This window comes from Kribbella voronezhensis (assembly GCF_004365175.1).
GTDB classification, from domain to species: domain Bacteria; phylum Actinomycetota; class Actinomycetes; order Propionibacteriales; family Kribbellaceae; genus Kribbella; species Kribbella voronezhensis.
Window position 1 is genome coordinate 5,531,288 of the sequence record NZ_SOCE01000001.1, and the last position, 13,999, is coordinate 5,545,286.

10 protein-coding genes are annotated in these 13,999 nt (G+C 68.0%); 5 read left to right on the forward strand and 5 right to left on the reverse strand.

Annotated elements, in window-relative coordinates; genetic code table 11:
• The first annotated feature begins 63 nt into the window (after positions 1–63).
• Together EV138_RS25890 and EV138_RS25895 are read left to right on the forward strand one after the other, a co-directional pair.
• Positions 64–903 carry a TIGR03560 family F420-dependent LLM class oxidoreductase gene (locus EV138_RS25890; RefSeq protein WP_133981351.1) on the forward strand — a complete coding sequence of 280 codons (840 nt, stop codon included), beginning with the start codon at positions 64–66 and terminating at the stop codon, positions 901–903.
• Between the two features lie 88 nt (positions 904–991).
• Positions 992–1,288 carry an MGMT family protein gene (locus EV138_RS25895; protein WP_133981352.1) on the forward strand — a complete coding sequence of 99 codons (297 nt, stop codon included), beginning with the start codon at positions 992–994 and terminating at the stop codon, positions 1,286–1,288.
• 279 nt (positions 1,289–1,567) lie between these two features.
• Here EV138_RS25895 and EV138_RS25900 read toward each other — a convergent pair whose 3' ends face one another.
• The 4 genes from EV138_RS25900 to EV138_RS25915 all read right to left on the reverse strand — a co-directional run bounded on the left by EV138_RS25900 (position 1,568) and on the right by EV138_RS25915 (position 4,534).
• Complete coding sequence (locus EV138_RS25900) at positions 1,568–2,260, reverse strand: DUF6624 domain-containing protein (protein WP_133981353.1); 693 nt, start codon at positions 2,258–2,260, stop codon at positions 1,568–1,570.
• On the reverse strand, positions 2,247–2,618 hold the full coding sequence (locus EV138_RS25905) for an HIT family protein (RefSeq protein ID WP_133981354.1): 372 nt from the start codon (positions 2,616–2,618) through the stop codon (positions 2,247–2,249). The genes EV138_RS25900 and EV138_RS25905 overlap by 14 nt, the downstream gene beginning before the upstream one ends.
• A 111-nt stretch (positions 2,619–2,729) precedes the next feature.
• Positions 2,730–4,175 (reverse strand): MFS transporter, encoded by a 1,446-nt coding sequence (locus tag EV138_RS25910; protein ID WP_202866821.1) that lies wholly within the window; start codon positions 4,173–4,175, stop codon positions 2,730–2,732.
• A complete protein-coding gene (locus EV138_RS25915; protein ID WP_133981355.1) occupies positions 4,172–4,534 on the reverse strand; it encodes a MarR family winged helix-turn-helix transcriptional regulator in 363 nt (120 codons plus the stop codon). The genes EV138_RS25910 and EV138_RS25915 overlap by 4 nt, the downstream gene beginning before the upstream one ends.
• A gap of 231 nt (positions 4,535–4,765) precedes the next feature.
• On the opposite strand from EV138_RS25915, the gene EV138_RS25920 reads away from it, so the two are divergent.
• The 3 genes from EV138_RS25920 (at position 4,766) to EV138_RS25930 (ending at position 13,394) form a co-directional block, all read left to right on the forward strand.
• Complete coding sequence (locus EV138_RS25920; protein WP_133981356.1) at positions 4,766–6,688, forward strand: sensor histidine kinase; 1,923 nt, start codon at positions 4,766–4,768, stop codon at positions 6,686–6,688.
• Between the two features lie 162 nt (positions 6,689–6,850).
• The gene (locus EV138_RS25925) at positions 6,851–10,000 is read left to right on the forward strand and encodes an ATP-dependent helicase (RefSeq protein WP_238158355.1); all 3,150 of its coding nucleotides are present in this window, start codon (positions 6,851–6,853) and stop codon (positions 9,998–10,000) included.
• Between the two features lie 169 nt (positions 10,001–10,169).
• On the forward strand, positions 10,170–13,394 hold the full coding sequence (locus EV138_RS25930; RefSeq protein WP_133981358.1) for an ATP-dependent helicase: 3,225 nt from the start codon (positions 10,170–10,172) through the stop codon (positions 13,392–13,394).
• Here EV138_RS25930 and EV138_RS25935 read toward each other — a convergent pair.
• The gene (locus tag EV138_RS25935) at positions 13,391–13,936 is read right to left on the reverse strand and encodes a Uma2 family endonuclease (RefSeq protein WP_133981359.1); all 546 of its coding nucleotides are present in this window, start codon (positions 13,934–13,936) and stop codon (positions 13,391–13,393) included. The two genes, EV138_RS25930 and EV138_RS25935, sit on opposite strands and share 4 nt — an antisense overlap.
• Between the last annotated feature and the right edge of the window lie 63 nt (positions 13,937–13,999).

A 13,999-nucleotide genomic window follows, 5' to 3' on the forward strand; every position in this document is an offset into this window, starting at 1 on the left:
CAGCTCCGTCGTACCGGGGTAATGTGCAAGGCGGCGGAAAGCCTTTACCTTGGAGGGACTGCGATGCGGTTTGCGATCAAGACCAGGCCCGAGCACACGACGTGGCAGCAACTCCGCGACGTGTGGATCGCGGCCGACGAGTTCGAGATCTTCGAGTCGGCCTGGCACTGGGACCACTTCTACCCGCTCAGCGGCGACATGGCCGGCCCGAACCTGGAGGCCTGGACCACCCTCGCCGCGCTGGCCCAAGCGACCAGCAGAATCCGCGTCGGCTGCCAGGTCACCGGGATGATCTACCGGCACCCCGCCGTACTGGCGAACATGGCCGCAACCACCGACATCATCTCGAACGGGCGCCTCGAACTAGGCGTCGGCGCCGGCTGGAACCAGCTGGAGTGCGACGCGTACGGGATCGACCTCCCGCCGCTGAAGGAACGCTTCGACCGTTTCGACGAGGGCGTCCAGGCGATGATCGCCCTGCTGACGGAGAAGGTCGCGAACTTCGACGGCGAGTACATCAAACTCACCGACGCGTACTGCGAACCTAAGGCCGTTCAAACCCCGCACCCGCCGATCACCATCGGCGGCAAAGGCCCCAAGCGCACCCTCCGCGCGGTAGCCCGCTGGGCCCAGCACTGGAACGTCATCGTCGCGGACCCCTCCGAGTGGACGCCACTCAAAGAGATCCTCGTCGCTCATTGCGCCGACTTAGGACGCGACCCGGCGGAGATCACCTGCTCGGTCAACGTCCGCATCGACCCGGACGAGCCCCTCGACAAGGCGGTGGCCGACGCCGCGGCGTACGGCGAAGCAGGCGTCGACCTGGTCGTCATGAACCTCCCCCTCGACTCCCCACCCTCAGCCGTCGAACCCCTCGCCAAGGCCCTGGCCCCTCTCGCCTGACCTCTGCCGCTCACCTTCTCAGCCGCTCACCTGACCCGTACGCCGCCCGCGCACCGATTCTGTCGGCGCGGGCGGCTACCTTTTGTCCGTGGACAGGGAGGAATACGTAGAAGCAGTCCTACTCGCCGTCGAGTCGATCCCACCCGGCAGCGTCGCGACCTACGGCGACATCGCCACCTACGTAGGCCAAGGCGGCCCCCGCCAGGTCGGCGCCATCATGCGCGAGTACGGCGGCGGCGTCCCCTGGTGGCGCGTCATCCGAGCCAGCGGCATCCCCGCCGAAGAAGTAGGCGACACCCAACTGGAACTCCTCCGCGGCGACGGAGTCCGAGTAACCAACGGCAAAGTCAACCTCCCCGCGGTCCGCTGGAACCCGGACGACTGACTTCGTACTACGAACCGCCCCCACGCAACTCCTACGTCGCTGCTCCCACCCACCCCTTAGCGGCGCTCCTTCGTCGCGCCTTGCTGTGCAGCTCGCCGACGTCGCTCAGAAGGACCTTGATGCGTACGATCCCGAATCCGGCATCACCGCACTGCCCCCACCCAGCGGATCGACCGGAAGCGACAGCCACACTTCAGCGCGCACAATTCGACCGAGCCAGGTCGTGGTGACAGCTTCTCCCGCGCCATTCATCTCACACGGCCGAAGACATTCAGTACCTCAGCGGTTCAGCGCCGGCCACGGTTCGGGTAGCCCGGGTGCGACGGGTGACAGAGGGTCGCCGAGTGCCCGGCGGCGGACGTCCTCGGCCAATGGGACCAGGCCGATCTCGCCTCGACGGCGATCGACGGTGCGGACATCGAGGGGACGGCTGAAGACCGGCTGACCATCGACGACGGAGTACGCGGACATGAGTACTGCGAACTCCGGTGGCTCGCCGGCGCGTGCGTGCAGGTTGTCGGCTATGTGCGCGAGGTGGCGAGGATGGGCCTCGCCGATCGCCGCGGCTTGCTCGAGGAGCGGGAGGCAACGTCGTTGGAAGGCCAGAAGCTCCGGCGTACCGACAGTCGGCACACCGGAGCCGCAGTGCTGGAGAATGAGCCATGCCGCGTCGGCCCCGTCTTCGCCAACGAGCGACCTACCCGGCCATTCGCCGTACTGCGTGATGATCTGACCCAATCGCTCGGCGTTGTCGTGCACGACCGTGATCACCCGGCGGACGGTTGCGGGCGCGCTCTCCGGCGGTGTCCATTCGAGCAGCCCGTACGGCCAATCGATGCCGGCAGACGCTTCCGGTCGCGCAGCGAACTCAACGCGGTACTCGTCCGCCGTCGCCAAGAGCGCGCGCACTGCCTCGCCGTCGGTGTTCATCCGGCCGATCAGCTCGGCTCGGAGTTCCTCAGCTCTTCGCATCGGCGAAGTACCTTCGGAGCTTGTGGCTGTACGGCGCGCGCTCGTTCGGAGTCGCCGGGGTTGCCAAGGGGCGAGTGTTGTAGAGATTGTCGTCGGCGTAGCGAGGAAAGACGTGGACGTGAAGGTGCCACGCGTCCTGGTACCCGTCGGCGGCGGGCAGGTCGTACAAGTTCTCGTGATGAGTCCGCGGAGCGACAAGCACGTGTCCGTGGTTGTTGGGCCACCAGCGCGACGACACGAACGCGAACGCCTGCGACGACTCCAACACCACATCGTCCCGCGAAGTCAGCTGATCCTCACCGCCCGCCGCCACCAAACAGAACGGGCACCGATAACCAACAGGCTCATGATTGAACACACCAACTCCGTTCAGGTGAGCTGCCAGCCTGCCACGCGTCGGCGACCAGCTACGGTGCGACAACACCGCTTGTCGACTCGACCGGTCCCGGTGCGGCGCGACGGGCGCCGGTCAGCGGCTCGGCCGGTCCTGGCGTGGCGCGTCGGTCGGGTTGGTCTCGCGCGAGCGGAGCCGGGCGAGGGTAAGGCTGGTGATTGTCGTGATCGCCATCGCCACGATGCCGACCAGCGCAGCTGTGGTGTAGGCGCCGTCGTTCGGGAAGAGATGGCCGGTGGCGGTGCCGGCGGCCAGTACCAGGCCGCCTGTGGCGCTGCCCAGGGAGTACCCGACGCTGCGGACGACGTAGTTGAAGCTCATGGCGCTCGACGTCTCGCTCTTCGGTGTGACGGCCAGGATGACGCCGGGCATGGCGGCTGAGAAGCTGCCGACGCCGAAGCCGAGCACGCCCATGGCTGCGAACAGTTCGGCCAGGTTCGAGCGGGCCGCCGAGAAGAGGACGAACCCTGCACCGACGACGACGGCGCTGCCGGCCAGGAGCAAGGGTCCGTCGATCCGTTTGCGCACCCGAGGCGTGAGCTTGCCGGCGACGAACCCCAGTACGGAGAACGGGACGAGGACCAGTCCGGCGACGAAGGTGGTCAGGCCGAAGCCGTAGCCGGCGCTGTGCGGCGTCTGTGCGTACCGGGTGATGAGCGTGAGGAGCAGGTACATGCCGATTCCGCCAACGAACATGGCGATGTTCGCCCCTGCGACTGCCGGGTGCCGTACGGCGCGGACATCGACCAGCGGCGTCTTGCTACGCAGCTCGGTGGCGGTCCAGACGCAGAGCAGGAGCACGGCAACGAGTGCCAGGACCACCGCAAGGACCAGGTGATGGCTCCACAGACTCGTCTCGCTCGCGAGGAACAGGATGAGGAACAGTGCACCCGCCAGAAGGAGCGCGCCAGGTAGGTCCAAATGGGCGGAGCGGCCTTCAGGGGCTTTGGGGACAGAGCGCCAGGCGGTCAGGAAAGCGACGGCGGTGACGAGCAGACCGAGGCTGTAGGCGACGCGCAGCCCGCCGAACTCGGCGAGCAGCGCGGCGAGGGGATAGCCGACGCCGGCACCGATGATCGAGACCACCGAGATCAGCGCGATGGTGGGCGCGCTGCGCTCCTCGGGGAGATGGTCGCGGGCCACGCCCATCATCAGCGCCGTCAGACCGAGCCCGACGCCTTGGGCGGCTCTACCGACGAGCAGCCACGCGAACGGCAACGGCAGCACGGTGAGCGCACTGCCGGCGACGACGATCGCCAGCGTGGCGAGAATCGTGGCTCGTCGGTGGGGGCCGGCCCCGAGCCGGCCGAGGACGGGCGTGGCGACGGCACCACTCAGCAGCGCGATGGTCAGCGTCCACTGCGCGCTGTCGAGTGAGACGTGGAACGTGGTCGCCACGCTGGTGATGAGCGGCGTCCCGAGGCTGCCGACTGCCGCGACGACCAGGGCTATGAACATCAGGGAGGGCACCAGCAGCCGCGCCCCGGAGTGTTCGGGGCCAGTGCTCGGCTGCCCGCTCACTGCTTCGGCTCTTCTCGCTCTTGGCTGTCGAGCGCTGCGAGATGCTGCAGCGCCGGAAGCGCTGCTGCGAGGGCCTGGACCTCGTCGTCCTCGAGTTGGTCGATCAAGCGGACGAACTCGTCGACGCCCGCCCGGCGCCGCGCGCGGACGTACGCCGTACCGGCCTCGGTCAGCGCCACCAGCGTGACCCGCTTGTCGGCCGGGTCGCCTCTCCGCTCGACCAGTCCGGATTCCTCCATCACCCGAACCAGGACGGTCATCGCGGGCTGGGTGACTCCTTCGAGCACGGCCAGATCGGTGATTCGTCGTGGGCCGGTCCGGTCCAGGGTGGCCAGGGTGGAAGAGGAGGTCAGCGTCATCTCACGGGGACTGCGTCGCACAGCCTTGAGGGCCAGTCCGTAAAGCGCTGCCCCGATGGCAGTGGAAGGGCGACGAGCAGGATCTTGTCGGCTCACGTCAGGAACATAACCGATTTATATGAACAATTTATACATCTGCCAAGGTGAACCATCGCACACATCGACCCGCCACGAGTCGGTATCACTCTCAAGAGTGACGGCCTGAGCCTGGTCCGGCCACAGAATGGAGAGGTGAACGAAGCGATCGCGCCGGTACGGGGACCGGCCGGGCACGGAGCCCGGCTGAGGGCAGCGATCAGCCGCCGGGTGGTTCGCGACGCCTTTACGCTGGACGTCCTGCTGGCGATCGCCGGGCTCGCCGTCACCCAGGTGCGGATCATCCAGTCCCAGCACGGCTGGCCGTACGCGCCGCTCGCGCTCCAGGTCATCGTTGCCGTCGCGCCCGCGCTGATCGCGATCCGCCGGGTGGATCCGGTACTGGCGACGGCCGGTCTGGCGCTCGGCGCCTACACCTCGCTGCTGCTCGGACAGACCGACTGGGTGCTGCTGATCGGCTGCGCGCTCGCACTGTGGTCCCTGGCCGGTCGCTGCCGGGCCGTGCCCACCGTCGGCGTCACGGCGGTTGTCGCCGTCGCCCCGCTGCTGGCCTCCGGTTCTGTCGGGATCCTGGCCTGGGACCTGTACCCGGAGATCTTCCAGGAGTTCACGAGTCCGGACGGATCTCACGGGTCGACCGGACGGACCCCGTCAGCGGTGTACGACCAGATCGCCAACATGTCCTGGCCGTGGTGGATCTCGGCCGCGCTGGCCTTCGCGGGACTGGCCGGGCTGGCCGCTCTGCACCGGTGGAACCGGCCGCGGGTGCTGGCCACCACCGGCGAACGCTTCGACGACGTACGCCGGGTGCTCGGCGAGCCGAATCACGCGCTCGCTGTCGATCTCCTGCTGGCTACGGCGATGGCCTCACTGCTCCTGATGGACATCTGGCACGGCAAGAACCTCGGCAACTGGTGGACCGCTCCGCACTGGATGCAGTACGCGATCGGGTTCGCACCGCTCACTCTCGTACTACGGCGGCTCTGCCCCGAGGTGCCTGTCGTCGTCATGGCCGCGGCCGGACTGCTGACCTACTGGCAGACAGAGGAGCGCTGGACGCTCCTGATCGCCCTCACGATCGCGCTGTACACCTTGGCCGTCCTCCGCCCACTGCCGGTCGCGTTGCCGGTGGCAGTCGTCGCCTTGACGGCTCCGCCGGTCGTTGCGGCCACGGCCGGCTTCGGTCTGATCTCCGCGCTCTTCCCGGTGGTCCGGAACAGATGGTTCCCATCCGAAGGGCTCGACACCAACTGGGACTACCAAGATCTGGTCGGCCGGCAATGGCCGGTCACGCTCTCGGCGATCCTGCTGCTGCCGGTCTGCCTCGGGGTCGTCGGCCGGCTGTACCAGCGGACCAGGGTCGCCCGGCTGCGTGAGGTCGAGCTCGAGGAGCAGAACCGGCAGCGCGAGGAGACCCAGATCCTGCTCGAGGGGCGCTCCCAGATCGCCCGGGACCTGCACGACGTGGTCGCGCATCACGTGAACCTCATGGTGATCCAGGCCGAGACCGGCCCTGACCTGGCCCAACGTGACCTCGACGAGGTACTGGCCGGGTTTCAGCGCATCGGGGACGCCGGTCGCCGGGCTCTCGGCGAGTTGGACCGGATGCTGTCGGCGCTTCGTGACGCAGAAGGCCGGCCCGATCCGGCGCTGGCACCGCAACCAGGGCTCGACCAGATCACTGAGCTCACGAACGGCCTGCTGGAGCAGGGACTGCCGGTAGCGCTCGAGCTGCGGGGTAGCGCCGTCGGGGTTCCGGACGGCATCCAGCTCACGGCGTACCGGCTGGTGCAGGAAGCGTTGACCAACGTGGTCAAGCACGCGGGGGCGAGCGCGGTCGAGGTGCTCGTCGAGATCACCTCCGACAACGGCGTCCGAGTGTGCGTCACCGACGACGGGAAGGGCTTCGATCCTGACGGTGACCGGGCCGGGCGACACGGACTCACCGGAATGTACGAACGGGTCAGGGTCCACAACGGGACCCTGACGATCTCCTCCACCCAGGAGTGCGGGACGACGCTCAGCGCCTGGTTGCCGGTCAGTGAGGTCTCCGTCTGACGCCAAAACCGTCCGTATACCGGGAAGTCCGGCGCCTGCCGCCGGGTGTCGTGACGGATTGTCGGCGGGCTCTGATGGGATGGGGTGGTGGTCAGTAGAACAGGTTCTCGATACCGGCTGGTGAAGCCGGCCGGGCGTGGGAGCGAGCAGCACCCACCGCCCGTGCTGGATGCTGACCAGCAAGCCGTCGTGGACCACCCGGGTGGTCCACTTCTCGTTCTCGCCGGCCCTGGTACCGGTAAGACGACGACGCTGGTGGAGGCCGTCGTCGACCGCGTCAGCAACCGAGGACTGAGCCCGGACCAGGTGCTGGTCCTCACCTTCGGACGCAAAGCAGCGACCGAGCTTCGCGATCGCATCACCGCTCGCCTCGGCCGCACGACGCGCGTCATGCCGTCCATGACCTTCCATTCGTTCTGCTACGCCTTGCTCAGAAGATTCACTCCACCCGACGCCTTCGACGTGCCGCTCCGCCTGCCCTCCGGTCCGGAGCAGTCGCTGCGTTTGAGCGAAGCTCTGGCAGGCAGCCGCGAGGTCGGCATGACGAAATGGCCGAGCAGCCTGCACCCGGCGCTCAAGACGCGCGGCTTCACCGACGAGGTGCAGGCCGTCATCGGCAAGGCCAGGCAGCTCGGGCTCGACCCGGAGGACCTGTCCGCGATCGGTCAGTCGGCGAGCCGTTCGGAGTGGGTCGCGGTCGGCGACTTCTTCGAGGAGTACCTGCAGATCCTCGACCACGAGCAGGTGCTGGACTACTCCGAGCTGATCCACCGCGCGGTCATCCTCGCCCAGCAACCCGAAGTACAGGCCAAACTCCGCGAGGAGTTCAAGGTCGTCTTCGTCGATGAGTACCAGGACACCGACCCGGGTCAGACCAAGCTCCTGCAGGCGATCGCCGGCGACGGCCGCGACCTCGTCGTCGTCGGCGACCCGGACCAGTCGATCTACACCTTCCGCGGCGCCGACGTCCGCGGCCTGCTCCGCTTCACCGACGAGTTCCGTACGGCGTCCGGCGACGAAGCAGCCCAGATAGCCCTGGCGACAACCAGAAGATTCGGTACGACGCTGTTGCGCGTCTCCCGCAACGTCGTCAACCGCCTGGGCGTGCCCGGCACCCTCGACCGCGACACCTTCGACCGTTTCCGCAACCCCGACGCGAGCAGTTGCGTGTTCGGGCCGGGAAAGGTCGAGGCCAACCTGTATTCCACCAGCGGTGCCGAGCTCGAGCACATCGCCGACCTGCTCCGGCGCGCCCATGTCCAGGACGGCGTCGGCTGGCACGAGATGGCCGTCCTGGTCCGCTCGGGCACCTGGTCGATCCCACCGCTACGTCGTGCCCTGGCTGCAGCAGGCATCCCGGTCGACATTGCCGGCGACGAGTTGCCCCTGTCTCGCGAGCCCGCAGTGCGGCCCATGTTGCTCGCACTGAGAGCCGTCGCGGATCCGGTCACGCTGACGGTCGACGTGGTCCGCGCGCTGGCGTTGTCGCCACTGGGCGCGATGGACGCGGGACAGCTCCGGCGACTGGCCCGCGTACTGCGGAAGCGCGATCGCGAGGCCGCCAACGGTCAACGGCTACCCCGATCGTCCGACGAACTACTCCGCGAAGCTCTGCTCAACCCGCTGCTCCTGGACGAGCAGGCCTCGCCCGCCGAAGCAAGGTTCGTCGCGCTCGGCGAGAGGTTGCTCAAGGCAAGGAATATCCTGACGGCCGGGGCCGCGCCGGACGAGGTGATGTGGTCACTGTGGTCCGAGTCGCCCTGGTTGCGCCGGCTCCGCGGTCAGGCCAACAGTGGCGGTGAGACCGCCCGCGCGGCCAACCGGGACCTCGATTCGCTCTGCGCGTTGTTCGATGCTGCGAGCCGGGCCGAGGAGCAGGTCGGGTTCAAGGGTGTCTCGGCGTTCCTCAGCGAGTTGGAGTCGCTGGAGATCGCGGCCGACAACCGGTTCGACGCGACGTACCGGGAAGCCGGTGTGCAGTTGATGACCGCCCACCGTTCCAAGGGCTTGCAGTGGCGGCTGGTCGTCGTGGCCAGCGTGCAGGAAGGGCAATGGCCCGATCTCCGGCGTCGCGGCTCGCTGCTGGAGCCCGACAGGCTCGGGCCGGACGGGCTGGTCGAGCCGCTGTCGGCAGGAGCACTGCTGGCCGAGGAGAGACGGTTGTTCTATGTGGCGATCACGAGAGCCCGCGAGCGGCTGATCGTCACGGCGGTGCAGGCGCCGGAGGCCGACGGCGATCAACCGTCCCGATTCCTTGCAGAGCTGGACATTCCTTTGAAACTGGTCGCCGGACGACCGCGCAGGCCTTTGTCACTGCCCGGTCTGGTCGCGGATCTGCGCTGTGTGCTCTCCGATCCGGCGTCGTCGCCCGCGTTGAAGCGCGTCGCGGCGGACAGGCTCGCCCAGTTGGCCGACGCGGTCGACGAGCGGGAGTATCCGCTGGTCCCGACCGCGAATCCCGAGCGCTGGTGGGGTGTGCGCGAACGGACCAGATCGGAGCGTCCGGTCGCGAACCCGGACAAGCCGGTGCCGCTGACGGGAAGTGCGCTGACGACGATCGTGGACTGCCCACTGCGCTGGTTCCTGCAGCGGCGTGCGGGCGGCGAGACACCCAGTACGTCGGCGATCGGGTTCGGCATGGTGCTCCACACGTTGGCGGATGCAGTAGCCACCGGCGCGCTGCCGGCGGAGATCAACGAGCTGAACGGGTGGCTCGACAAGGTCTGGACCCAATTGGAATTCGAGTCGACCTGGATCTCCGACCGTGAGCGGGTCGAGGCCGAGGACGCGTTGCGCCGCTTCGTCGCCTGGCACAAGGGCCGGCCGGACCGCAAGCTGCTCGGCACCGAGGTGGAGTTCGACGTCCTGCTGCCCGACGAGAACAAGCCGGCTGTCCAGGTGAAGGGCCGGATGGACCGCCTGGAGCAGGACGGCGACGGCGAGATCCGGGTGGTCGATCTGAAGACCGGCCGGAACATGCCGACCAAGCCGGCCCTCGCGCGGCACGTCCAGTTGGCGATCTACCAGCGCGCGATCACGTCCCGGCAGATGAAGGCGCTCGGTGACGACCCGCGCAGCGGTGGAGCCGAGCTGGTGCAGCTGCGCCATGACGACATCGGCCTGCCGAAGGTCCAGAGCCAGGCACCACTCGAAACAGATGACGACGGCCGCACGTGGCTGGACGAAGCCGTGGAGGAGGCTGCAGACATGGTCCGCTCGGAAGAATTCGTTGCCAAACGCAACGACGGCTGCAGTCGCTGCGACGTCCGCGGCCTCTGCCCGATCCAGCCCGAAGGCCGGGAGATCGTCTGATGCGCGCGCTCGATGCCGCGGGTGACAAGCGAGTACGCGCCTTCTTCTCTGCCCAGCCTTGGCGGAGCGCGACGACCGACGCGCCGACCAGCAGCAGGGCGCAAGTCTGCCCCGATGATCGGCGATCCGGAGAACGGCCGCGAAGCCGGTCGGCCGAGTGGAGCGGCCGGTGACCCGGGCGAAGCTCACCTCGACGGCTGAGCTCTGCGACCTTCTCGAGATTCCGTTCAGCGACCAGCAGTTGCAGGCGATCACCGCGCCGCTCGCGCCGGGGGTGATCGTGGCCGGCGCCGGATCAGGCAAGACCACCGCGATGGCTGCCCGCGTCGTCTGGTTGATCTGCACGGGCCAAGTCCAGCCGGAGGAGGTGCTCGGGCTGACCTTCACCAAGAAGGCGGCGAACGAGCTCGACGTACGGATTCGCGACGACCTCACCAAAGCGGGCGTTCTCGGATCCACGCTGCCGCCTGATCAGCACCCGATCCTCGCGGCACACCTGCGGAGCAACCTCGAGGCCTGGCACACCGAAGACGCCGGGGAGCCGGTCGTCTCGACGTACCACGCCTTCGCCGGGACCTTGATTGCCGAGCATGGCCTGCGACTCGGCCTCGAGCCGGACGTCCGGGTGCTCGCCGACGCGACGAGGTACCAGCTCGCGGGACGCGTCGTACGCCGTTCCGCCGGGCCGATTCGCTTCGCGTCCCATCACGTGCCGACCCTGGTCAACAGCCTGCTCTCGCTCGACGGCGAACTCGCGGACCACCTGATCCGGGCCGATGACGTGCGGGCTCACGACGAGGCGGTCCGGGCCGAGGTGGCGGCGGCGCGCAAGCAGACCGTCGACGTGAAGAAGCTGGCCGAGACCGCGCTGAAGCGGAACGAGATCCTGCAGTTGGTCGAGGAGTACCAGGCGTACAAGGCCGAGCGGGGCGTGGTCGACTTCGCGGATCAGATGGCGCTCGGCGCGCGGCTGGCCGAGGAGTGCCCGGAAGTCCCGCTGATCGAGCGAGCGCGGTACAAGGTCGTGCTGCTCGACGAGTACCAGGACACCTCGGTGTCGCAACGGCGGATGCTGACCGCCTTGTTCTCCGGCGGCGGGCATCCGGTCACGGCCGTCGGCGACCCGTGCCAGGCGATCTACGGTTGGCGCGGCGCTTCGGTGGCGAACCTGGACGAGTTCCCCGAGCACTTCCCGAGCGCGGACGGTACGCCGGCGAGGCGCTACGTGCTGAGCGTGAACCGCCGCTGCGGCAGCAAGATCCTGGCCGCGGCCAACCAGCACGCCGCCGAGCTGTACGAGCAGCATCCCGGCGTGATTCCACTGGAGGCGCCGGAGAACGCGCCCGAGGGAGCGATCACCGTCGGCCTGTTCGAGACGCGGTCGCAGGAGATCGAGTGGGTCGCGGACGCGATCGTCGCCGCGCACAAGACCACGAACCGCCGGTGGAAGGACATCGGCATCCTGATGCGGACGAATACCGACCTCAGTGCGGTCCACGAGGCGTTGATCGCGCGCAAGGTGCCGGTCGAGGTGGTCGGCCTCGGTGGACTCCTCGCGCTGCCCGAGGTCGTCGATGTGGTGGCCACACTCCAGGCGGTCAACGACCTGACCGCGAATGCGGCGATGCTCCGGATCCTGACGGGTCCGCGGTACCGGATCGGCCATCGCGACCTGGCTCTGCTCGCGAACCGATCGCGCATCCTCGCCGACGCGGGCGATCGCCCGGCCGCCGACGACCTGGTCGCGGCGCTGGACGCGGCCGTCGCCGGGATGGACTCGACCGAGGTGATCTCGCTGGCCGAGGCCGTCGACGATCCGGGGCCAGAGGGCTGGGGATACTCGGCGGAGGCGCTCTCGAGATTTCACGAGTTGTCGGCAGAGTTGCGTGAACTGCGCGCGCATGCCGGTGAGCCGCTGCTCGATCTGGTCCGCCGGGTGATCAGCACGATCGGGCTGGACGTCGAGCTCACTGCGACCCCTGATCACGTGGACTCCGGTCGGCGCGATCACCTGGCCGCTTTTCTCGATGCCGTGGGCAACTTTGTCTCGACCGAGTCGGACGGATCACTCGACGGGCTGCTCGCCTATCTGGCGGCCGAGGAGGAGTATGCGGCCGGCCTCGACCTCGCCGTACCGAGTGAAGCCGACTCGGTGAAGCTGCTGACCACGCACCGGTCCAAAGGGTTGGAGTGGCCGGTCGTGTTCGTGCCGACGCTGGTGCAGAAGGTGTTCCCGTCGGATCGCGGCCGGGACAAGTGGACCACCAACGCGAAGGTGCTGCCCTGGCCGTTGCGTGGTGACGCCGACACGCTGCCCGACTTTCACGACCTGTCGAACGCGGGGTTGAAGGCGTTCGCGGACGAGTGCAAGGAGGTCAACTCACTGGAGGAACGCCGGCTCGGGTACGTCGCGTTCACCCGGGCGAAGGAGTTGCTCGTCGCTACCGGGCACTGGTGGGGTCCGACGCAGAAGCGCCCGCGCGGGCCCTCGTCGTACCTGGAAGTGCTGAAGAAGCACGCGGGGGAGCGGGTCATCTCCTGGGCGGAGCAGCCTGAGCTTTCCGCCGAGAACCCGGAGCTGGCCGAGCAGACCCAGGCGCCCTGGCCCGCGCCGTACGACGCGGACGCGTACCAACGGCGGCTCGAGTCGGTGGCGCTGGTGCAGCAGGCCCGCGCCGAAGGGCCGTCGCTCGATGCCGAGGAGTCGTTGCTGCTGGACGAGCAGGCGACGGTGGCGCGCTGGGACTCCGAGCTCGAGCGGTTGTTGTCAGAGGCAAGGGAAAGCCGGAGCCGGCAGGCGTACGACGTGGAGTTGCCGGCCTCGTTGTCCGCGACCCAGGTGATGCGGCTGGCGAAGGATCCGGACGGGCTCGCGTCCGAACTGGCCCGGCCGATGCCGCGCAAACCCAACCGGGCGGCGCGCTTCGGCACCAGGTTCCACGCCTGGGTGGAGAGCTATTTCGGCCAGCAGTTCCTGATCGACCCCGACGACCTGCCCGGCGCGGCGGACGAGGGGATCGTCGACGACACGGACCTGACCGAGCTGATGGACGCGTTCCGGGTCGGCCCGTACGGCGAGAAGATGCCGTACGAGATCGAGGCCCCGTTCGCCCTGTCGATCGGCGGCCGAGTGGTCCGCGGCCGGATCGACGCCGTCTATCAGGTGGTCCGCTCGGACGGCTCGCGCGGCTACGAGGTGATCGACTGGAAAACCAGCCGCTCCGAAACCGCCGACCCACTCCAGCTGGCCATCTACCGAGTCGCCTGGGCCGAACTCCTCGGCATCCCCGTCGACCAGGTCACCGCCGCCTTCTACTACGTCCGCACCGGCGACGTAGTCCACCCCGAAAACCTCCCCGGCAAACCAGCCCTGGCGGCCCTCCTGACCAGCTAATCCACCAACTCCGCCGGCACGACCCGCACGGGGAACGGCAACTCGGCCTCAAAGGCGTCACTGCCTTTGACAACGGCCCGCTCGACATAGTGCCCGTCGACCAACTCCAGCACCGTCAACTGCTCGGCCATCGGATCGAACATCCAGTACGAGACGACTCCAGACTCCTCATAGACCCCACGCTTCAGGAGTAGGTCCTTCATCCGGGTAGAGGATGACAAGATCTCGACTGCCAACAGCAGCGGCCGTTCGATCGAGGTCGGTCCGACATCCTCCTTGCGACAGACGAGCACATCCGGCTGCAAGGATCGTTGTGCAGTCGGTCGGAAGTCCAATGGCGCAACGAAGACTTTGAGACTCTTCGGGCAGGCGAGCAGCAAGCGACTACCGAGCTGCAGAACAGCCGTCTGATGAATCGGTAACGGCGCAGGCGTCACCAGCAGCATCCCGTCCACGAGCTCGCGCCGCTTCCCGTCGTCCGGCAGGGCGTCGAGATCGCCCATCGTGTAACCGCCCGGGTCAAGTGTCTGCACGAGTCCCATGGTGCCTCCTCCGTGGTCATCGGACCACTGTTCCTAGATGTGTGGGACCGGGGGAGGGCAGAT